Origin of the sequence: Mycobacterium sp. 852002-51971_SCH5477799-a (assembly GCF_001667145.1) — a bacterium.
GTDB lineage: Bacteria > Actinomycetota > Actinomycetes > Mycobacteriales > Mycobacteriaceae > Mycobacterium.
The window spans coordinates 19,242-37,196 of sequence record NZ_LZIF01000083.1 but is presented as its reverse complement, the minus strand read 5'-3'; the positions used below and the strand labels follow the sequence as shown (position 1 = coordinate 37,196).

Sequence of the window (17,955 nt, the reverse complement as noted above, 5' to 3'; positions counted from 1 at the left end):
GCAGCCGCGCCGCAAGGCTTTTACAAGAATGCTTGGTGCTAATTCACAGGTTGCACACAACTACAGGGCGCAAGCCCGCGGCTACCGTTGGGTCACGGCGGCCGCATCGTGTCCGCGATCGCGGTGTGAACAACGGGTAAACTCTCGGTTTTACGGTATTTAACCGTCGTTTTCCACTGATCTGAGGAAGGAACTGGTGCCATGGTGGGTCGGCCACGAGGGGGTCGATTGCAGCAGGTCGGATCGAAGGTTCTGGCCGTCATCGGGCGCCAGGTATGGCTTGATCGGCCGAGCTATCGGTTCGAACACCTGCTCAGCTTCGCCTACAACGGGCTCGGCGGCGCGCGGAACACCGTCGCGAACGCGCTCAACGGGGTCTGGCTGGGACACCCGGTGCACCCGCCGCTGGCGTCCTTGACCAGTGGCGCGCTCGGGACGACGGTGGCGCTCGACGCGCTCAGTCTGCTGCCGGGTCAGCCGGCCTCCGAGGTCGTCGACGCCTCGCGATTCGCTTCCCGCTCCCTCGGGGTGGGCATCCTGGTGAGCCTCGGCTCGGCGGTCACCGGTGTCACCGACTGGCAGCACACCCACGAGGAGGACCGCCGGATCGGCGCGGTGCACGGCCTGGCGAACGTGGCCGCCACCGCGCTGTACATGCAGTCCTGGTGGGACCGGCGCAAGGGGCGCCACGGGCGCGGCATCCTGCTGACCGCTCTCGGCTACGGGATCACGGTCGCCGGCAGCTACCTCGGTGGTGCGCTGGTCTTCGAGTCCGGGATCGGCATCGACCAATCGGGTCCGCGCCTGCGCACCTCCACCTGGACGCCGGTGCTGCCCGCAAGTTCGTTGAACGGCAAGCCGGTACGCGTCGAGGTCGACGGAGTGGGCCTGGTGGTCTGCCAGACCAAGCCCGGTGAGGTCGGGGCGTACGGGGAATTCTGCCCGCACCTGGCCGCACCGATGGCCGACGGCTGGATGGACCGGGGCCGGCTGGTGTGCCCGTGGCACGGTTCATGGTTCGCGGCCGAGTCCGGAGAAGTCGTGCGCGGCCCGGCAGCAGCGCCGCTGCCGTGCTATGAGGCCCGGTTGGTCGACGGGGTGGTCGAAGTCCGTGGCGAGCGGGACCACGCTCCCGGCGGCGGGGCAGGAATCGCAAAAGGAGGAGCCAATTGAACGCCTACGACGTGCTCAAGGAACACCACATCGTGATCAAGGGCCTGGGCCGCAAGATCAGCGATGCACCGGTGAATTCCGAAGAGCGGCACGAGCTTTTCGACGACCTGCTGATCGAGCTCGACATCCACTTCCGCATCGAGGACGACCTGTACTACCCGGCGCTCAAAGATGCCAGCAAGCTGATCGCGATCGCCCACGCCGAGCATCGCCAGGTGGTCGACCAGCTTTCCGTGCTGTTGAGGACTCCGCAGAGCTCGCCCGGCTATGAGGACGAGTGGAACTCCTTCAAGACGGTGCTGGAAGCGCACGCCGACGAGGAGGAACGCGACATGATTCCCGCCCCGCCGGAGGTGACGATCACCGACGAGGAGCTCGAAGAGCTGGGCAACAAGATGGCCGCGAGGATGGAGCAATACCGCGGCTCGGCGACCTACAAGATGCGCACCAAAGGGCGCGCGGCGCTGGTGCGCTCCCTCTAGCCCGACGACACCGCCCGCTTGCGGGATTCGGTGGGCCACCGAGAGTAGCCTCACGGCACATGAACCCCGAGCGTGTCGCTACTCAGGGTGACATCACGGCGGAGATCGCCCGCATCGCAGCGCAATACCAGGTAGCCGGGGGAGCCGGGCAACGTGAGCGGCCGCGCCTCGACTACCCGCCGTACCGCAGCACGACGCTGCGCCATCCCAAGCAGCCGCTGGTCGTCGTCGACCCCGAGGGCGTCGAACTATGGGCCCCGTGCTTCGGGCACCGGGACGTCGACCCACTCGACGCCGACCTGACGGCCGGTAATCCCGGCGAGCCGATCGGGGAGCGCGTCGTCGTGACGGGGCGCGTCCTCGACCAATCCGGCCGCCCGGTCGCGGGCCAACTGGTGGAGATCTGGCAAGCCAACGCCGGCGGGCGCTACCGTCACCAGCGCGACCAGCATCCCGCGCCGCTCGACCCGAACTTCACCGGCGCAGGCCGCTGCCTGACCGGGCCGGACGGCAGCTATCGCTTCCTGACCATCAAGCCCGGCCCCTACCCGTGGCGCAACCACCACAATGCGTGGCGCCCGGCCCACATCCATTTCTCCTTCTTCGGAACCGCTTTCACGCAGCGACTGGTCACCCAGATGTACTTTCCGGGCGATCCGATGTTCGAGCTGGACCCCATCTTTCAGTCCATCCTGGATCCCGCCGCACGCCAACGACTGATCGCCCGCTACGACCACGACCTCACCGAGCCGGAATACGCGACCGGGTACCGGTGGGACATCGTGCTGGCCGGCGGCGCGCGAACCCCGACCGAGTGTGATCATGACTGAATCAGCTTGCACGCCAGGTCAAACCGTCGGGCCATTCTTCGGCCTGGGACTGTCGTTTCCCGGTGACAGCCTGATCCTCGACCCCGGCCATCCGGAGGCGATCCGGCTGCACGGCACGGTCTACGACGGCGCCGACGCCGCCGTCGAGGACGCGCTGGTGGAACTGTGGCAACCCGACAGCGCGGGAGATGTTGCGCGCCAAGCCGGTTCGCTGCGCCGCGGCCCCACGACGTTCAGTGGCTGGGGACGCTGCGCGACCGACGCCGCCGGAAGCTACTCCTTCACCACCCTGACTCCCGGATCGGCGATCGCGGGGCGCCCACCGTTCTTCGCCCTCAGCGTGTTCGCCCGGGGACTGCTGGACCGCCTGTTCACCCGGGCCTACCTGCCCGGCGCCGAGGCCCACTCCGATCCGCTGCTGGCGGCGGTCGCCGCCGAGCGCCGGTCCACGTTGCTCTGCGTCGCCGAAATCAACGCCGCCGCTTACCGTTTCGACATCCACCTGCAGGGGCCCACCGAGACGGTGTTCCTGGCGTACTCGAAAGACCCCCGATGAGCAACCTGTTATGGCCCGGAGACCATCGCGCCGGCGAGCACCTGACCGATGAGGCGCTGCTGAGATCGATGATCGCCGTGGAGTGCGCGTGGCTGGACGCACTGGCGGCCGCCGGTCTGGCGCCCGCCGATTGCGCCGAAGCGAAGCTGTGGAATCTGGTCACGCACAACGACTGTGAGTCGATCGCCGTCGCCGCCGAGGACGGTGGCAACCCGGTGATTCCCTTGGTGAAGCTGCTGCGGCAGCGGGCCGAGTCGCGCATCGCGCCCTGGATTCACCGCGGACTCACCAGCCAGGACGTCTTGGACACCAGCCTGATTCTTGGCGTGCGTGCGGTCGCCGACGACCTGGCCACCGAGCTGAGGCAGCAGATTTCCACATTGTCCGCACTCGCGACCGAACACCGGGCCACGCCGATGGTGGCCCGCACCCTCACCCAGCACGCCGCACCCACCACCTTCGGCGTCAAGGCGGCCGACTGGCTCAACGGCATCGTCGACGCGTTCGAGCGGGTCGCCGTGCTGACCATGCCGATCCAAATCGGCGGCGCCGCCGGCACATTGGCCGCCACCACGGAGCTCGCGACGTTGCTCACCGGCACGACCGACGCGGCCCGCGTCGCACTCGGGCTCGTGCAAAGCGCCGCGACCACGCTCGGCCTACACGACCGGCCCGCGTGGCATACCGCCCGCGCGCCCATCACCGCGGCCGCCGACGCCTTCGTCGGCTGCACGGACGCATGGGGCCGCATCGCCTCAAACATCGTCATACTGGCCCGCCCGGAGATCGCCGAACTCGACGAGCCGGCCGCGGCCGGCCGCGGCGGCTCGTCGTCGATGCCGCACAAACGAAACCCGGTGCTGTCCATCCTGATCCGGCGGGCGGCCGTCGCGGCACCGCCGTTGGCGGCGACGCTGCACACCGCGGCGGGGCTGGCCAACGACGAGCGGCCCGACGGGGCATGGCACGCCGAGTGGGATACGCTGCGCACGCTGGCCCGCCGCACCGTCGTCGCGGGATTGCAATCTGGCGAGCTGCTGGCCGGATTGACGGTGCACGCGCACCGGATGGCCGAAAACCTCTCTGCCGCAGACGTTTCCGGAGAGCAGCGCGCGATCGCCGAGCTGGTGGGCGAAGAGCCGTCATCCACCTATCTCGGCGCCGCCGAGGAGTTGATCGATGAGAGCCTGCGACGCGCGGCGCGGGCGCTCGCTCAGCGCGGATAAAAATCAGTAAGAATGTCGATTAAGACCAACGCTCTGCCGGGGGACGACTGTGTCAGTCGGCCACCGCGATTTCGATGGACAAGCACTCGCCCAGCGCGTGTGCGGCGGCCCAGTCGCCGCCGCAGACGGCGCGCTCGAGTTCGTCCACCAGTGGGCTGTCGGCAGCGCCCAGGTCGGCGAGCCAGGCCGCGACCGTCGCAGTGATCTGGTGAGCGGGTACGCGAGCCATGTGCCCTTTGTGGAGCCGGTCGGTCAATTGGTAGATCGTGGCCGTCGGCCTGCGCTGCGGCCAATGAACCGTCCATTTCGGTGAATTCATCGTCCCCTCCCCGCTAGCCTCAACGACTCATCCGGCCCCGGTTGATCGTTCAGCTTTAAGGCACAATCGTACGTCCGTACCAATGCCATGGCCGGCATTTTCGGGCTGCGAAATGCCGGCATTTTGAAATCTTTGGTCATCCGATCGCCTACCTGGTGCTACGGGACAAACGGCCCGACCAACGCCGCGCCGGCGCGGCCGCGGGCCATGATGCGTTCCAAGACGTTGTGGGACAGGTCGCCGTCGTTGGCCACCCGAGCGAGACCGCGCCGCCGCAGGAATGTGTCGAGCCGTCGATCCGGTGACCAATCGGCGTAGATGGATCCGAGGTAGTGCGACTGCAGAAAATCCGACGCCAACGCATCGAGGTCGGACTCCGTCAACAACGGTGGGGTTGCACCCATAACCGGCAAGCTCCTTCGTTCTCCCGCGACTGCCGCAGCCAAGTTTTGCCAGGGGGCGTAACTAAACCGTCACGCATAGATTGCAGAACGGGCCCAAAGTCGGGGGGCGGGGCAAAGGCGATGGTCAAACGGTTGCCGCGGTCGTCAGCCGGTGTCGGACGCCGCGGGTTTGTGGGCGACGATCGCGACGGCGGCCAGCCGCTTGCGATGTTTGTGGAACGTGCGGCGCATGGTCAGGACCCGTTGCGGGCGTCGCGGTGCGCGATCACGTTCCCGGCGAATCGCAGCGGACCGAAGAGCCCTTCGTCGGAAACGAGCCGGCGGGGCTGCAGCAGGGCCCTGGGCGCGGTCGCGACGTGATCGACCCGCAATCCGTGCTCGGCGAGCAGTCGCGACCACTCCGCGACCGTCAGTGGACGCGCGTTCACCTTGATCGCGCGGGCGAGCGCCTGCCGGATGTCGGTGCTGATCTCCTCCGCCACGTTGTCCGGCGTGAGGGCCAGTTCGTGGATGGCGTAGCGTCCGCCCGGCCGCAGCACGCGCGCGACGAGCCGTGCCAGCAGCCAATGGCCGACGACCCGCGTCGTCGCCGCGGTTCGACGACGGTAGCGCAAGTTCGGAACCCGCTCGTGGTCTTGGCATCAGATCTCCTGCCGCACAGAGCTTTCCAGCGGATCTAGGGCCAGCTCGAGATGACCGTGACGCACCGGGGGAGGGGCGTCGGTTAATTTGGCGATCCGGATCCGCCAGACGGTTGGTCGGGTGCTTATCCGGCTTGCGCAGTTGTCGGACGTCAAGTTCGTTGGCGGGCATGGGCTCTCGGGCGTCGATTCTAGTTTTTACAAGTGATGTTGTGTAAACTCTAGCGCATGACCTACGTGATCGGGAAGCCATGCATCGATGTGATGGACCGCGCTTGCGTCGACGAATGCCCGGTGGATTGCATTTACGAAGGCGGCCGGGCGCTCTACATTCATCCCGACGAATGCGTCGATTGCGGCGCTTGTGAACCGGTTTGTCCCGTGGAAGCGATTTACTACGAAGATGACCTGCCTGAGGATCTCAAACCCCACTTGGCGGACAATGAGGCATTCTTCGCTGAAACGCTCCCGGGTCGCGACGCCCCGTTGGGTTCCCCGGGTGGCGCGGGGAAGCTCGGTCCGCTCGGTGTGGACACACCTCTGGTGGCAGGGCAGCCCAGTGTCACCCATTCAGACGGGGCGTGAAGGGCAAGGAGCGGGAGGGCCCCTTTGAAATCCGAGAATTCCCAGAAGTCCCACGACTCGTCGACCGGGGAATCGGCCGGCCGGCGGCGCGCCGTGATGCGGTTGCTGCGGGCCGCGCCGGACCCGATGAGCATCGCCGGAATCGCCGACGTGTTGGGTGTGCACCCCAACACCGTCCGCTTCCACCTCGACAGCCTGGTCGCCGACGGCCAGGTGGAGCATGTCGAGCTGGACCGGAAGGGCCCGGGGCGTCCACCGCTGATGTTCCGCGCGGTCCGGCAGATGGATCGCGGCGGAACGCGGCACTACCGGTTGCTGGCAGAGGTCCTGGCCATGGGCTTCGCCGCGGAACACGACCCCGGCCCCAAAGCCCTGGCCGCGGGCCGCGCCTGGGGGCGGCGGATCGATTCCGAACCGCGCCCGCTGCCTGAGACCCCCGACAGCGCCGAAGAGGCCATCGGCCGCCTAATCGACGTGCTCGACGAACTCGGCTTCGCCCCCGAACACCGCGTCAGCAACGGAGAGCAGCAGATCGGCTTGCGGCACTGCCCATTTCTGGAACTGGCCGAAAACTCCTCGAGTGTCGTATGTCCGGTGCATCTGGGCCTCATGCAGGGAGCCATGGAGACGTGGGGAGCGCCGGTCTCGGTGGACCGGCTCGACCCGTTCGTCGAGCCGGACCTGTGCCTGGCTCACCTGACACTGGCGACCAAATGAGCACCGGCCCGGCGATTGCCGTTGCGCTGACCTTCATCTGGCTCGGCATGGTGCTGGCCATCTCCTTCCTGGAAGCCCCACTGAAATTCCGGGCCCCCAATGTGACGTTGCAGATCGGGCTCGGCATCGGGCGGCTGGTCTTTCGCGCGCTCAACACCGTCGAGGTGGCTTTCGCCCTCGTCATCGGGGCCATCGTGATTTCCGGTCCGACCCGGGTCGGCGTCGCGGTGGCGATCGCCGTCGCCGTGGCCGCGCTCGCCGTCCAGCTGGCCGCGGTGCGTCCCGCGCTGACCCGTCGTGCCGACAAGGTGCTCGCGGGATCGGATGGACCGCGCTCCCGCGCCCACTACGCCTACGTCGCGCTGGAGACGGTCAAAGTCATCAGCCTCATCGTGGCGGGGATACTGCTACTGAGCGGTTAACAGCCACCCTCGAGGCCGTGAGGCCTTGCAACTTCGAAGGACCCACTATGGATTCCATCTCGCTGACCGACCTCTCGTCCGAAAAGCTCGCCGAGGCCAAGCAATCGCACAGCGGACGTGCCGCCCACACCATCCACGGCGGTCACACCCACGAGCTTCGCCAGACCGTGCTGGCGCTGCTCGCCGGTCACGACCTGTCCGAACACGACAGCCCCGGCGAGGCGACGCTGCAGGTGCTGCAGGGCCACGTCCGCCTGACCGCCAGCGGCGACGCCTGGGACGGCAAGGCCGGCGAATACGTCGCGATTCCCGCCGAACGGCACGCCCTGCACGCGGTCGAGGATTCAGTGGTCCTGCTGACCGTGCTGAAGACCATCCCCTCGGCACACTAGCCGCCGATGCTCTCGACGGCCTGGTCCACGAATTTCGGTCTGCGGGTCCCCATCGTCAACGCCCCGATGGGCGGGGTCGCCGGTGGCCGGCTGGCCGCGGCGGTCACGGCCGCCGGCGGGCTCGGCATGGTCGGCATGGGCAGCGTCGCGACCAGGGAGTTGCTCGCCGAGCAGCTACAGCACGTCGACGGGCGGTTCGGTATCGGCATGGTCGACTGGGTGATGCGCAACGAGTCCGGACTGCTCGAGGACGCGCTGGCCGCACGGCCCGCCCTGTTGTCGGTCAGCTTCGGCACGGAGTGGTCGTGGGTCGCCAAGGCGCATGACGCCGGAATCCCTACGGTCACGCAGGTTTACGACAGCGCCGGGGCCCGGCGGGCCGTCGATGCCGGCGTCGACATCCTGGTCGCGCGCGGATCCGAGGGCGGCGGGCACGGCGAGGACAAGCTGGGGCTGCTACCGCTGCTGGACGCCGTTTTGGACGCCGTCTCGGTGCCGGTGCTGGCCGGCGGCGGGGTCGCCTCGGCGCGCAGCCTGGCCGCGGTGCTGGCCGCCGGGGCCAGCGGGGCGTGGGTGGGCACCCGATTGTCGGCATGTCCGGAAGCGCTGACCGGCGACACCGGCCGTCGGGCTTTGGTCACGGCCAGCGAAACCGACACCGCCGTCACCCGGGTCTTCGACGTCGCCAAGGGGCTGCCCTGGCCGGCGCGGTTCCCGTCGCGGGTGTTGGCCAACGACTTCGTCGAGCACTGGACGGGTCACGAGGAGGCGCTGGACGCGGGGGCTTGTGACGAGCTGGCCGCCGCGATCGCCGCCGGCGACTGCCGGATCGCGCCCGTGGATGCCGGCCAGGGCGTCGGGATGATCCACAACGACGCATCGGTGGCCGACGTCATCGACGAGATGTGTACGGGCGCCGAGGAATTGCTGTCCCGCTGGGGAAGGTAGCCTCCTGGCCGTCAGGCCGGTGTGACGCCCGACGACCCTACTGGTCGCCGGCCCTGAGCACGACGCAACACCGGTCCCGGCCGGGGCAGAGTCGGGCGTCCGGACCGTGCGGCGCCAGCGCATCGGCCACACCGGTGATCAGCGCGTGGTTCATGCTGCAGGCCAGCTCCGTCTGCTCCTGCGCCAGCGCGTGGAATGGGCAGTTGGCGAGCTCGACCTCACTGTCGCAAAAGCGTGGCTCGTAGCCGAATCGGCGCAGCACCGCGACGGCGCGCTGCAGCGCGGCGGCGGCATCTTTCGGGGGCACCGACCCCACGGAGGTGGTGCCGATCTCGTGGCCGTACTCGCGGGCGACCCGGTGCAGGATCTCGACAACCGGCTCGCCGGTATCGGCCGAACGCGTGATGGCCGTCGGTGTCGCGGCGCGTCAGACCGCGCGCAGGTAGCGCCTGGCGATGAGGCGCTGACCCACCTTCACCACCGGCCCGCCGGCCTTGCTCCACCAGGTCGCGGGCCGGGAGAAGGCCGACACTTCCGCATAGACCGCCGAGGTGACCGGGTCGCGACGAACCACGAACCGTTCCTCGCCCGACTCCGGATGGCCTGGCAGGGTGCCATAGCCGAAGCCGCGGATGTCGGGTTCATCGACGACGTAGACGACGCGGCAGGGCGCCGGTAGAAAGCCCATCTTCACCACCACTACCGCGTCGACGACGGCGACCTCGGAGCTGGCATGCACCCGCAGCCCGGATCCGCGCTGCATGCCCCAGCGCATGACGGCGGCCGCCGCTTGCTCGAAACGCTGTTCGCCCGTGCCGATTTGGCGCTCGGCGTGCTGATGGTCGTATCCCGCGGGCAATTCGCCGGACGCCGTCGCACCCACTTCGGCGTAGGTCAGGGGGAGTTCCTCAAGCGCTCGCAGGTCCACGTGCTCAGCTTGCCACGCCGAGACGCGTCGCCGCATTCGGCGCGTACGGTCGTACAAGTGACCGCAGAAAACTCGAAAACTGTTGCAGGGGCATCCAGGACATTCACCTTCGGCGGCGACCTGACCGTCAACCGACTCGGCTTCGGCGCCATGCGCCTGACGGCCAAGGGCGTGTGGGGCCCGCCCGACGACCGCGACGAGTGCGTCCGGGTGCTGCGCCGGGCGGTCGAACTCGGGGTGAACTTCATCGACACCGCCGATTCCTACGGCCCCTACGTGTCCGAGGACATCATCCGCGAGGCGCTGCATCCCTACGACGGTCTGGTGATCGCGACCAAGGCGGGCCTGCTGCGCACCGGCCCGGACATCTGGATTCCGTTGGGCAATCCGAGCTACCTGCGCCAGGAATGCGAGATGAGCCTGCGCCGGCTGGGCGTGGACACCATCGATTTGTTCCAGCTGCACCGCATCGACAAGAACTTCCCGCTGGAAGATCAGGTGGGCGAGCTGCTCACCCTGAAGAACGAGGGCAAGATCCGCCACATCGGCCTGTCCGAGATCGACGTCGCCCAGCTGAACGCGGCCCGGCGTATCACCGAGATCGTGTCGGTGCAGAACATGTACAACCTGACCGCCCGCGCCGCCGAGCCGCTGCTGGACGCCGCGACCAAGCAGGGCATCGGGTTCATCCCGTGGTTCCCGCTGGCCGCCGGGCCGTTGGCCGCCCCCGACGGCCCGCTGCAGCGCATCGCCGCCGACCACGACGCGTCGCCCTCACAGCTGGCGCTGGCGTGGTTGCTGAAACGCTCGCCGGTGATGGTGCCGATCCCGGGTACGTCCAAGGTTGCGCACCTGGAGGAGAACGTCGCCGCCGCGCAGATCGAGCTCTCCGACGACGAGTTCGAAACCCTGTCGGCCGCCGGGGCGCAACAGCCGGCCTGACCACCGCGCGAAAGCCCGCCCGCCGGGCAATACGGTGTGGTGGTGGCCGAACACCAGCGACACCCCGGGGGTGGCTTCAACCCCCCGGAGCCGACGACCAAGGGCGGGCCCGACTACGGCAGGTTCATCGACGCCGTGCGCTCGTTGCAGGACCACGCCCGGGCCGCCGACGCGCCCGACGAGGTGATCAGCGAGGCCGCTGACCTGGTGGAGAAGGTGTCGGCGTTGCTGGCGCCGTTCGACGCCGACGAGTGGGCGTCGCCGTCGGGTCGGCGGATGGACCTGCCGATGCGCGGCAACATCCTGACGATCCCGATGTCGGCACACAAAGGCGAGGACGGTCGGATCCATGGCCAGGCCCGTTTCGCCCGGTTCCATCTGGGCCGCAACGGCGCCGTGCACGGCGGCGCGCTGGGCATGCTGTTCGACTCCATCCTCGGGTTGTCGGCCTCGGTGCTCACCGGCAACCCGCGGCAGCGCACCGCCTACCTCAAGATTGACTACCGGCACATCGTTCCGGTGGAAAAGGAACTGCAGTTCGACGCGGGCATCGACCGGGTGGACGGGCGCAAGATCTTCGTGTCGGGCCGGTTGACCGACGGCGATCGGTTGCTGACCGAGGCCGACGCGCTGTTCGTACGGCTCAAACCCGGTCAGCCCTGAGCTCGGACGGCACCGACGTGCCGAGACATAAACCATGCACACCTGCATCGGCGTGTCGGGTGCGTGGTTTATGTGTCGCGATAGCGGCGGCGCCCCGCGGCTCCTAATGCCTGGGGTTCTCTAGAGGCCTGCCCCGATAGCATGGCAACGATCATCGAGAACTCGACCCTTGGAGAACCAGCCTCATGAGCGCCGCCGCCAACGACGCCCCGCACGCCCCGATCCGGGTGCCCGCCGGGACCACGGCGGCCGCCGCGGTCGGCGAGGCGGGGCTGCCGCGCCGGGGCGCGCCCGATGCCGTCGTGGTGGTGCGCGACGTTGAGGGCAGGCTGCGCGATCTGAGCTGGACACCCGACGCCGATGCCGACGTCGTCCCCGTGGCCGCCAACACCGACGAGGGCCGCAGCGTGATCCGGCATTCGGCCGCACACGTGTTGGCCCAGGCCGTACAGGAGCTGTTCCCGGACGCCAAGCTGGGCATCGGGCCGCCCATCGCCGACGGCTTCTACTACGACTTCGACGTCGTCGAGCCGTTCACACCGGAAGACCTCACGGCGCTGGAAAAGCGGATGCGTCAGATCGTCAAAGAGGGCCAGCTGTTCGAGCGGCGCGTGTATGAGTCCAAAGACCAGGCGCGCACTGAACTGGCCAACGAGCCGTACAAGCTCGAACTCGTCGACGACAAGTCCGGCGATCCCGACATCATGGAGGTCGGCGGCGACGAGCTCACGGCCTACGACAACCTCAATCCTCGCACCCGGCAACGGGTTTGGGGTGACCTGTGCCGCGGGCCGCACATCCCGACCACCAAGCACATCCCGGCGTTCAAGCTCACTCGTAGCTCGGCAGCCTACTGGCGCGGCGACCAGAGCAACGCCAGCCTGCAACGCATCTACGGCACCGCCTGGGAATCGCAGGAGGCGCTGGATGCCTACCTCGAGCTGATCGAGGAGGCGCAACGCCGCGACCACCGCAAGCTGGGAAGCGAGCTGGACTTGTTCAGCTTCCCCGACGAAATCGGTTCCGGCCTGGCGGTTTTCCACCCCAAGGGCGGCATCATCCGTCGCGAGCTGGAGGAGTACTCGCGGCGCAAGCACATCGAGGCCGGGTACGAGTTCGTCAACACCCCGCACATCACCAAGGAGCAGCTCTACATCACGTCGGGTCACCTGGAGTGGTACGCCGACGGCATGTACCCGCCCATGCACCTCGACGCGGAGTTCAACGCGGACGGGACGGTGCGCAAGCCCGGCCAGGACTACTACCTCAAGCCGATGAACTGCCCGATGCACCACCTGATCTATCGGTCACGCGGTCGCTCGTATCGCGAGCTTCCGTTGCGGCTCTTCGAGTTCGGCAGCGTGTACCGCTACGAGAAGTCGGGCGTGGTGCACGGGCTGACCCGGGTGCGCGGCATGACCCAGGACGACGCCCACATCTACTGCACGCGAGAGCAGATGCGCGATGAGCTGACCTCGCTGCTGCGCTTCGTGCTCGATCTGCTGGCCGACTATGGACTCAACGACTTCTACCTGGAACTGTCCACCAAAGACCCGGAGAAGTACTCGGGCTCCGACGAGATGTGGGACGAGGCCACCGAGGTCCTGCGGGAGGTCGCCGAGGCGTCGGGGTTGCATTTCGTTCCCGACCCGGGCGGCGCGGCGTTCTACGGGCCGAAGATTTCGGTGCAGGTCAAGGACGCGTTGGGCCGCAGCTGGCAGATGTCGACCATCCAGCTCGACTTCAACATGCCGGACCGATTCGAGCTCGAATACACCGCGTCGGACGGCTCGCGGCAGCGGCCGGTGCTGATTCACCGGGCGCTCTTCGGGTCGATCGAGCGGTTCTTCGGCATCCTCACCGAGCACTACGCGGGGGCGTTCCCGGCGTGGCTGGCGCCGGTGCAGGCGGTGGGCATCCCGGTCGCCGATGAGCACGTCGACTACCTGGAAAACGTTGCCGCACAGCTGAAGTCGCACGGAGTGCGGGTCGAGGTCGACGCCAGTGATGACCGGATGGCCAAGAAGATCGTCCACCACACCGCCCAGCGAGTGCCGTTCATGCTGCTGGCCGGTGACCGCGACGTGCAGGCCGGCGCGGTCAGCTTCCGCTTCGGTGACCGCACGCAGATCAACGGCGTGCCGCGCGACAGTGCGGTCGATGCGATCGTGAAGTGGATCGCCGACCGTGAGAACTCCGTGCCCACAGCCGAACTCGTGAAAGTGTCAAGTGGTGAGTGACCGTGACTGATCGCGAACCGGCCGAGCAGGGTGCCGACGACACCATCCTGGACAGGGGTGTCGGCGAGCGAGATCACCTGCAGCGGTTGTGGACGCCCTATCGGATGACCTACCTGGCCGAAGCGCCGATGAAGCGCGACAACGGCAAAACCGAGCAGCCGTTCACCGACATTCCGCACCTCGCCGACGAAGACGGATTGGTGGTCGCCCGCGGGGAGCTGGTCTACGCCGTGCTCAACCTCTACCCCTACAACCCCGGACATCTGATGGTGGTGCCCTACCGGAGGGTGTCCGAGCTCGAGGACCTGACCGACCCCGAAAGCGCGGAGCTGATGTCCTTCATTCAAAAGGCAATTCGCGTCATCAAAAACGTCTCGCGACCGCACGGTTTCAACGTCGGCCTGAACCTGGGCACATCAGCCGGTGGTTCACTCGCCGAGCACCTGCACGTGCACGTGGTGCCGCGCTGGGGCGGTGACGCGAACTTCATCACCATCGTCGGCGGGTCGAAGGTGATCCCGCAGTTGCTGCGCGAGACGCGCCAGCTCCTGGCCACGGAGTGGACGAAACAACCATGAGCCGCGTCGGCGACAATGCAGAGCGAAGCGATGAGGTGGGGGTGCGCCCCCACGAGTGGGAGGTACCGCCACGCGCTTGCGGGGGAGAGCGGCGCAGATGAGCAAGGTGCCGTTCCTGTCGCGGGCGGCGTTCGCGCGGCTGACCACTCCGACCGCACGGGCGGCCTTGCGGGTGGGATTGACCCCCGACGTCGTCACCATCCTGGGGACCATCGTTGCGGTGGCGGGGGCGCTGACGCTGTTCCCGATGGGCAAGCTGTTCGCCGGGGCGTGCGTGGTCTGGTTCTTCGTCCTCTTCGACATGCTCGACGGGGCGATGGCCCGGGAACGCGGCGGCGGCACTCGGTTCGGCGCCGTGCTGGACGCCACCTGTGACCGGCTCAGCGACGGCGCGGTGTTCTGCGGGCTGCTGTGGTGGATCGCCTTCGGGCTGCACGACAAGCTGTTGGCGGTCGCCACGCTGATCTGCCTGGTCACATCGCAGGTGATCTCCTACATCAAGGCCCGTGCCGAAGCCAGCGGACTGCGCGGCGACGGCGGGTTGATCGAACGGCCGGAACGGCTCATCATCGTGCTCGCCGGCGCGGGCGTGTCCGACTTTCCGTTCGTCGCGTGGCCGCCCGCGCTGCCCGTGGCGATGTGGGTGCTGGCGGTGGCCAGCCTCCTTACCTGCGCGCAGCGGCTGCATGCGGTGCGCACCTCGCCGGGCGCGACCGACCGGCTGGTGAGCGAGCCATGATCCCCACTCCGCCGGGCATGAAAATGATTGGGGCACAACCCCTGCGCCGGTTGGCAAGCGGCGTGGTGGGCCGTGTCACGGGCGGGGTGAGCGCCGACTGGGCGTACGCGTCGGGCTGGATGGCGGTACGTGCGATGCCGGAGTTCGCCGCGCGCAACGCCTTTGAGGCCGGGGCGCGTTATGCCGCCCGCGGCGGCGGCCCCGACCAGCTGCGCAAGAACCTGGCTCGCGTCATCGGGGTGCCGCCCGAGGACGTGCCCGACTCGCTGATGCGGGCCTCACTGGCCTCCTATGCCCGCTACTGGCGCGAGGCGTTCCGCCTGCCGGGCATGGACCTGGTCAAGCTGGGCCGCGAACTCCACGACTCGGTCCTCGGGTCAGGCAACATCGAAGCGGCGCTGAACAGCGGCCGCGGCGCGGTGATCGCCTTGCCGCACAGCGGCAATTGGGACATGGCCGGGGTATGGCTGGCGCAGACACACGGCACCTTCACCACCGTCGCCGAGCGCCTCAAACCCGAATCGCTGTACCGGCGCTTCATTGCCTACCGTGAAGGCCTCGGCTTCGAGGTGCTGCCCCTGTCCGGGGGAGAACGGCCGCCGTTCGACGTGTTGTGCGATCGGCTGCGGGCCAACCGCGTGGTGTGCCTGATGGCCGAACGCGACCTCACCCGCACCGGCGTGCAGGTCGACTTCTTCGGTGAGCCCACCCGGCTGCCGGCCGGCCCGGCGAAACTGGCCATCGCGACCGGGGCGGCCCTGCTGCCGGCCCACTGCTGGTTCGAGGACCGAGGCTGGGGCGTCTTTATCGGCCCGCCGCTGGATTGCACCAGCGGCGACGTCAGCGTCATCACCCAGGCGATGGCCGATCAGTTCGAGAAGAACATCGCCGCCTGCCCCCAGGACTGGCACATGATGCAGCCGCAGTGGCTGGCCGACCTCCCCGAGGCCAAACAGGCGCGGCTGAAGGAAACCTGATGCGGATCGGGATGATCTGTCCCTACTCGTTCGACGTTCCGGGCGGGGTGCAGTCGCACGTCCTGCAGCTGGCCGAGGTGATGCGCGCCCGGGGGCACGACGTCAGCGTGCTCGCACCGGCCTCGCCGCACGCCGAACTGCCCGACTACGTCGTCTCGGCGGGCAAGGCCGTCCCGATTCCCTACAACGGGTCGGTGGCCCGGCTGCGGTTCGGGCCGGCCACCCACCGCAAGGTGAAAAAGTGGCTCGCCGAAGGCGATTTCGACGTGCTGCACCTGCACGAGCCCAACGCGCCGAGCCTGTCCATGTTGGCCCTCAACATCGCCGAGGGCCCGATCGTCGCCACGTTTCACACGTCGACCACCAAATCGCTGACGCTGACGGTGTTTCAGGGCATCCTGCGCCCGATGCACGAGAAGATCGTCGGCCGGATCGCGGTCTCCGATCTGGCCCGGCGCTGGCAGATGGAGGCGCTGGGCACCGACGCGGTGGAGATTCCCAACGGCGTCGACGTCGCCTCGTTCGCCTCGGCCCCGCATCTGGGCGGCTACCCGCGCCCCGGCAAGACGGTGCTGTTCCTGGGCCGCTACGGCGAGCCGCGCAAGGGCATGTCGGTGCTGCTCGATGCGCTGCCGACGGTGGTAGAGCGATTCCCCGACGTGCAGCTGCTGGTCGTCGGGCGCGGTGACGAAGACCAATTGCGCGCCCAGGCAGGCGAATTGGTGGAGCATGTCCGTTTCCTCGGCCAGGTCGACGACGCCGGGAAGGCTTCGGCCATGCGCAGCGCCGACGTGTATTGCGCGCCCAACCTCGGCGGGGAGAGTTTCGGCATCGTCCTGGTCGAGGCGCTGGCCGCCGGCACCCCGGTGGTGGCGAGTGACCTGGACGCCTTCCGTCGCGTGCTGGCCAGCGGCGACGTCGGATGCCTGGTGCCCGTCGGCGACGGCGACGCGCTTGCCGATGCGCTGATCGCGGTGCTGGAGGATGATGTGCTGCGGGAACGCTACGTGACGGCCGGTGCGGCGGCCGTCCAGCGCTACGACTGGTCGGTGGTGGCCAGCCAGATCATGCGGGTGTACGAAACGGTCGCCGCGACAGGCGCCAAGGTTGAGGTGGCCAGTTGATGACATGGCTGATCGTCGCCGTCGCGGTCTTCATCGCGGTGCTGGCAATCGTCGGCGCCTGGGCCTACCGCACCGCCAACCGGCTGGACCGGCTCCACGTCCGCTACGACCTGTCCTGGCAGGCGCTCGACGGTGCGCTGGGCAGGCGCGCGGTGGTGTCGCGCGCCGTCGCCATCGACGCCTACGGCGGGGCGCCCGAAGGGCGGCGGCTGGCGGCGCTGGCCGACGTCGCCGAGGGGGCGCCGCGGCCCGCTCGGGAACACGCCGAGAACGAGCTGTCGGCCGCGCTGGCCGGCGTCGATCCGGCATCGCTGCCGGCCGGTCTGATCGCCGAGCTGGCCGATGCCGAGGCCCGGGTGGTGCTGGCCCGCCGCTTTCACAACGACGCGGTCCGTGACACCCTGGCCCTGGCCGAACGGCCCCTGGTGCGGCTGTTCCACCTCGGCGGGACCGCCGCGCTGCCCAGCTATTTCGAGATCGTTGAGCGGCCCCACGCGCTGGCCCACGGCGCCTTGGGCTTTGACGGCGTCCTCAACCACCGCACCTCGGCGCGCGTCGTGCTGCTCGACGACACCGGTGCGGTGCTGCTGCTGTGCGGGTCCGATCCCGCACTGGCTGCCCAGCACGCGCCGAAGTGGTGGTTCACGGTGGGCGGCGAAGTGCAGCAAGGGGAGCGGCTGGCCGAGGCCGCCGCGCGCGAGCTGGCCGAGGAAACCGGTCTGCGTGTCGCGCCGGCGGAAATGGTCGGGCCGGTGTGGCGCCGCGACGAGGTCTTCGAGTTCAACGGCTCGCTGATCGACAGCGAGGAGTTCTACTTCGTCTACCGAACCCACCGATTCGAGCCGTCGCGCACGGGCCGAACCGAACTGGAACGCAGCTACATCCACGGCCACCGCTGGTGTGACGCTGCCGACATCGCCGCGCTGGTCGCGGCGGGGGAGACGGTGTACCCCAAGCAACTATCCGGACTGCTCACCGACGCGGCCGCGCTCGCCAGCGGCCGCGCCCCCGGGCCGTTGCTGCCCATCCGTTGACTCCGCGGGGTCAACGGGGGCCAAAGCGCCTCATT

General features: G+C 68.4%; 21 protein-coding genes and 2 pseudogenes. 18 read left to right on the top strand and 5 right to left on the bottom strand.

Features of this window, described 5'->3' with window-relative positions; genetic code table 11:
- Positions 1-201 precede the first annotated feature (201 nt).
- Genes A5753_RS10530 through A5753_RS10510 form a run of 5 tightly spaced genes read left to right on the top strand, consistent with a single transcriptional unit; the run spans position 202 to position 4,267 of the window.
- Positions 202-1,173: a Rieske 2Fe-2S domain-containing protein gene (locus tag A5753_RS10530; protein ID WP_067126805.1), complete on the top strand. Its 972-nt coding sequence runs from the start codon at positions 202-204 to the stop codon at positions 1,171-1,173.
- On the top strand, positions 1,170-1,655 hold the full coding sequence (locus A5753_RS10525) for a hemerythrin domain-containing protein (RefSeq protein WP_067126802.1): 486 nt from the start codon (positions 1,170-1,172) through the stop codon (positions 1,653-1,655). The genes A5753_RS10530 and A5753_RS10525 overlap by 4 nt, the downstream gene beginning before the upstream one ends.
- Before the next feature lie 59 nt (positions 1,656-1,714).
- A complete protein-coding gene (gene pcaH / locus A5753_RS10520; protein WP_067126799.1) occupies positions 1,715-2,485 on the top strand; it encodes a protocatechuate 3,4-dioxygenase subunit beta in 771 nt (256 codons plus the stop codon).
- On the top strand, positions 2,478-3,041 hold the full coding sequence (gene pcaG / locus A5753_RS10515) for a protocatechuate 3,4-dioxygenase subunit alpha (protein WP_067127261.1): 564 nt from the start codon (positions 2,478-2,480) through the stop codon (positions 3,039-3,041). Before pcaH ends, pcaG begins: the two co-directional genes overlap by 8 nt.
- The gene (locus A5753_RS10510) at positions 3,038-4,267 is read left to right on the top strand and encodes a lyase family protein (protein ID WP_067126796.1); all 1,230 of its coding nucleotides are present in this window, start codon (positions 3,038-3,040) and stop codon (positions 4,265-4,267) included. The genes pcaG and A5753_RS10510 overlap by 4 nt, the downstream gene beginning before the upstream one ends.
- 52 nt (positions 4,268-4,319) lie before the next feature.
- Here A5753_RS10510 and A5753_RS10505 read toward each other — a convergent pair whose 3' ends face one another.
- The 3 genes and pseudogenes from A5753_RS10505 to A5753_RS10495 all read right to left on the bottom strand — a co-directional run.
- Entirely contained in the window at positions 4,320-4,586 is a 267-nt protein-coding gene (locus A5753_RS10505) for a hypothetical protein (protein WP_067126793.1), read from the bottom strand.
- A 158-nt stretch (positions 4,587-4,744) separates the two neighbouring features.
- The gene (locus tag A5753_RS10500; protein WP_197694660.1) at positions 4,745-4,969 is read right to left on the bottom strand and encodes a hypothetical protein; all 225 of its coding nucleotides are present in this window, start codon (positions 4,967-4,969) and stop codon (positions 4,745-4,747) included.
- Between the two features lie 165 nt (positions 4,970-5,134).
- Positions 5,135-5,538, bottom strand: a pseudogene (locus tag A5753_RS10495) (SAM-dependent methyltransferase); the annotation flags it as partial.
- Positions 5,539-5,859: 321 nt separating this feature from the next.
- Here A5753_RS10495 and fdxA point away from each other — a divergent pair.
- The 5 genes from fdxA (at position 5,860) to A5753_RS10470 (ending at position 8,695) form a co-directional block, all read left to right on the top strand.
- Positions 5,860-6,216, top strand: a complete 357-nt coding sequence (fdxA, locus tag A5753_RS10490) for a ferredoxin (RefSeq protein ID WP_067126787.1) — start codon at positions 5,860-5,862, stop codon at positions 6,214-6,216.
- A 96-nt stretch (positions 6,217-6,312) separates the two neighbouring features.
- On the top strand, positions 6,313-6,933 hold the full coding sequence (locus tag A5753_RS10485) for a metalloregulator ArsR/SmtB family transcription factor (protein WP_156656058.1): 621 nt from the start codon (positions 6,313-6,315) through the stop codon (positions 6,931-6,933).
- Positions 6,930-7,355 carry a hypothetical protein gene (locus A5753_RS10480; RefSeq protein ID WP_067126782.1) on the top strand — a complete coding sequence of 142 codons (426 nt, stop codon included), beginning with the start codon at positions 6,930-6,932 and terminating at the stop codon, positions 7,353-7,355. Before A5753_RS10485 ends, A5753_RS10480 begins: the two co-directional genes overlap by 4 nt.
- A 47-nt stretch (positions 7,356-7,402) precedes the next feature.
- Entirely contained in the window at positions 7,403-7,747 is a 345-nt protein-coding gene (locus tag A5753_RS10475; RefSeq protein WP_067126779.1) for a cupin domain-containing protein, read from the top strand.
- A gap of 6 nt (positions 7,748-7,753) precedes the next feature.
- Complete coding sequence (locus A5753_RS10470; RefSeq protein WP_067126776.1) at positions 7,754-8,695, top strand: nitronate monooxygenase family protein; 942 nt, start codon at positions 7,754-7,756, stop codon at positions 8,693-8,695.
- A 37-nt stretch (positions 8,696-8,732) separates the two neighbouring features.
- Here A5753_RS10470 and A5753_RS10465 read toward each other — a convergent pair.
- Positions 8,733-9,104 (bottom strand): annotated as a pseudogene (locus A5753_RS10465) (transcriptional regulator); the annotation flags it as partial.
- Positions 9,105-9,122: 18 nt separating this feature from the next.
- Positions 9,123-9,623 carry a DUF1990 family protein gene (locus A5753_RS10460; protein ID WP_067126772.1) on the bottom strand — a complete coding sequence of 167 codons (501 nt, stop codon included), beginning with the start codon at positions 9,621-9,623 and terminating at the stop codon, positions 9,123-9,125.
- A 57-nt stretch (positions 9,624-9,680) separates the two neighbouring features.
- Between A5753_RS10460 and A5753_RS10455 the strand changes: the two genes are divergently transcribed.
- The 8 genes from A5753_RS10455 (at position 9,681) to A5753_RS10420 (ending at position 17,920) form a co-directional block, all read left to right on the top strand.
- The gene (locus A5753_RS10455) at positions 9,681-10,565 is read left to right on the top strand and encodes an aldo/keto reductase (protein WP_067126769.1); all 885 of its coding nucleotides are present in this window, start codon (positions 9,681-9,683) and stop codon (positions 10,563-10,565) included.
- A 36-nt stretch (positions 10,566-10,601) separates the two neighbouring features.
- Entirely contained in the window at positions 10,602-11,228 is a 627-nt protein-coding gene (locus A5753_RS10450) for a PaaI family thioesterase (RefSeq protein ID WP_067126766.1), read from the top strand.
- Positions 11,229-11,413: 185 nt separating this feature from the next.
- Positions 11,414-13,468 carry a threonine--tRNA ligase gene (gene thrS, locus A5753_RS10445; protein WP_067126763.1) on the top strand — a complete coding sequence of 685 codons (2,055 nt, stop codon included), beginning with the start codon at positions 11,414-11,416 and terminating at the stop codon, positions 13,466-13,468.
- 2 nt (positions 13,469-13,470) lie between these two features.
- Entirely contained in the window at positions 13,471-14,046 is a 576-nt protein-coding gene (locus tag A5753_RS10440; RefSeq protein ID WP_067127258.1) for an HIT domain-containing protein, read from the top strand.
- A 97-nt stretch (positions 14,047-14,143) separates the two neighbouring features.
- Positions 14,144-14,785: a phosphatidylinositol phosphate synthase gene (gene pgsA / locus A5753_RS10435; RefSeq protein WP_067126760.1), complete on the top strand. Its 642-nt coding sequence runs from the start codon at positions 14,144-14,146 to the stop codon at positions 14,783-14,785.
- Positions 14,782-15,762 carry a phosphatidylinositol mannoside acyltransferase gene (locus A5753_RS10430; RefSeq protein WP_082971264.1) on the top strand — a complete coding sequence of 327 codons (981 nt, stop codon included), beginning with the start codon at positions 14,782-14,784 and terminating at the stop codon, positions 15,760-15,762. Before pgsA ends, A5753_RS10430 begins: the two co-directional genes overlap by 4 nt.
- A complete protein-coding gene (locus tag A5753_RS10425; RefSeq protein ID WP_067126757.1) occupies positions 15,762-16,886 on the top strand; it encodes a glycosyltransferase family 4 protein in 1,125 nt (374 codons plus the stop codon). The genes A5753_RS10430 and A5753_RS10425 overlap by 1 nt, the downstream gene beginning before the upstream one ends.
- A complete protein-coding gene (locus tag A5753_RS10420) occupies positions 16,886-17,920 on the top strand; it encodes an NUDIX domain-containing protein (RefSeq protein WP_067126754.1) in 1,035 nt (344 codons plus the stop codon). The genes A5753_RS10425 and A5753_RS10420 overlap by 1 nt, the downstream gene beginning before the upstream one ends.
- Positions 17,921-17,955 lie beyond the last annotated feature (35 nt).

Coding starts and splice junctions, on each gene's coding strand:
- thrS (WP_067126763.1), top strand. CDS start 11,414: ATGAGCGCCGCCGCCAACGACGCCCCGCACGCCCCGATCCGGGTGCCC.
- fdxA (WP_067126787.1), top strand. CDS start 5,860: ATGACCTACGTGATCGGGAAGCCATGCATCGATGTGATGGACCGCGCT.
- A5753_RS10470 (WP_067126776.1), top strand. CDS start 7,754: ATGCTCTCGACGGCCTGGTCCACGAATTTCGGTCTGCGGGTCCCCATC.
- pgsA (WP_067126760.1), top strand. CDS start 14,144: ATGAGCAAGGTGCCGTTCCTGTCGCGGGCGGCGTTCGCGCGGCTGACC.
- pcaH (WP_067126799.1), top strand. CDS start 1,715: ATGAACCCCGAGCGTGTCGCTACTCAGGGTGACATCACGGCGGAGATC.
- A5753_RS10505 (WP_067126793.1), bottom strand. CDS start 4,586: ATGAATTCACCGAAATGGACGGTTCATTGGCCGCAGCGCAGGCCGACG.
- A5753_RS10425 (WP_067126757.1), top strand. CDS start 15,762: ATGCGGATCGGGATGATCTGTCCCTACTCGTTCGACGTTCCGGGCGGG.
- A5753_RS10420 (WP_067126754.1), top strand. CDS start 16,886: ATGACATGGCTGATCGTCGCCGTCGCGGTCTTCATCGCGGTGCTGGCA.
- A5753_RS10480 (WP_067126782.1), top strand. CDS start 6,930: ATGAGCACCGGCCCGGCGATTGCCGTTGCGCTGACCTTCATCTGGCTC.
- A5753_RS10510 (WP_067126796.1), top strand. CDS start 3,038: ATGAGCAACCTGTTATGGCCCGGAGACCATCGCGCCGGCGAGCACCTG.
- pcaG (WP_067127261.1), top strand. CDS start 2,478: ATGACTGAATCAGCTTGCACGCCAGGTCAAACCGTCGGGCCATTCTTC.
- A5753_RS10430 (WP_082971264.1), top strand. CDS start 14,782: ATGATCCCCACTCCGCCGGGCATGAAAATGATTGGGGCACAACCCCTG.
- A5753_RS10530 (WP_067126805.1), top strand. CDS start 202: ATGGTGGGTCGGCCACGAGGGGGTCGATTGCAGCAGGTCGGATCGAAG.
- A5753_RS10475 (WP_067126779.1), top strand. CDS start 7,403: ATGGATTCCATCTCGCTGACCGACCTCTCGTCCGAAAAGCTCGCCGAG.
- A5753_RS10485 (WP_156656058.1), top strand. CDS start 6,313: ATGCGGTTGCTGCGGGCCGCGCCGGACCCGATGAGCATCGCCGGAATC.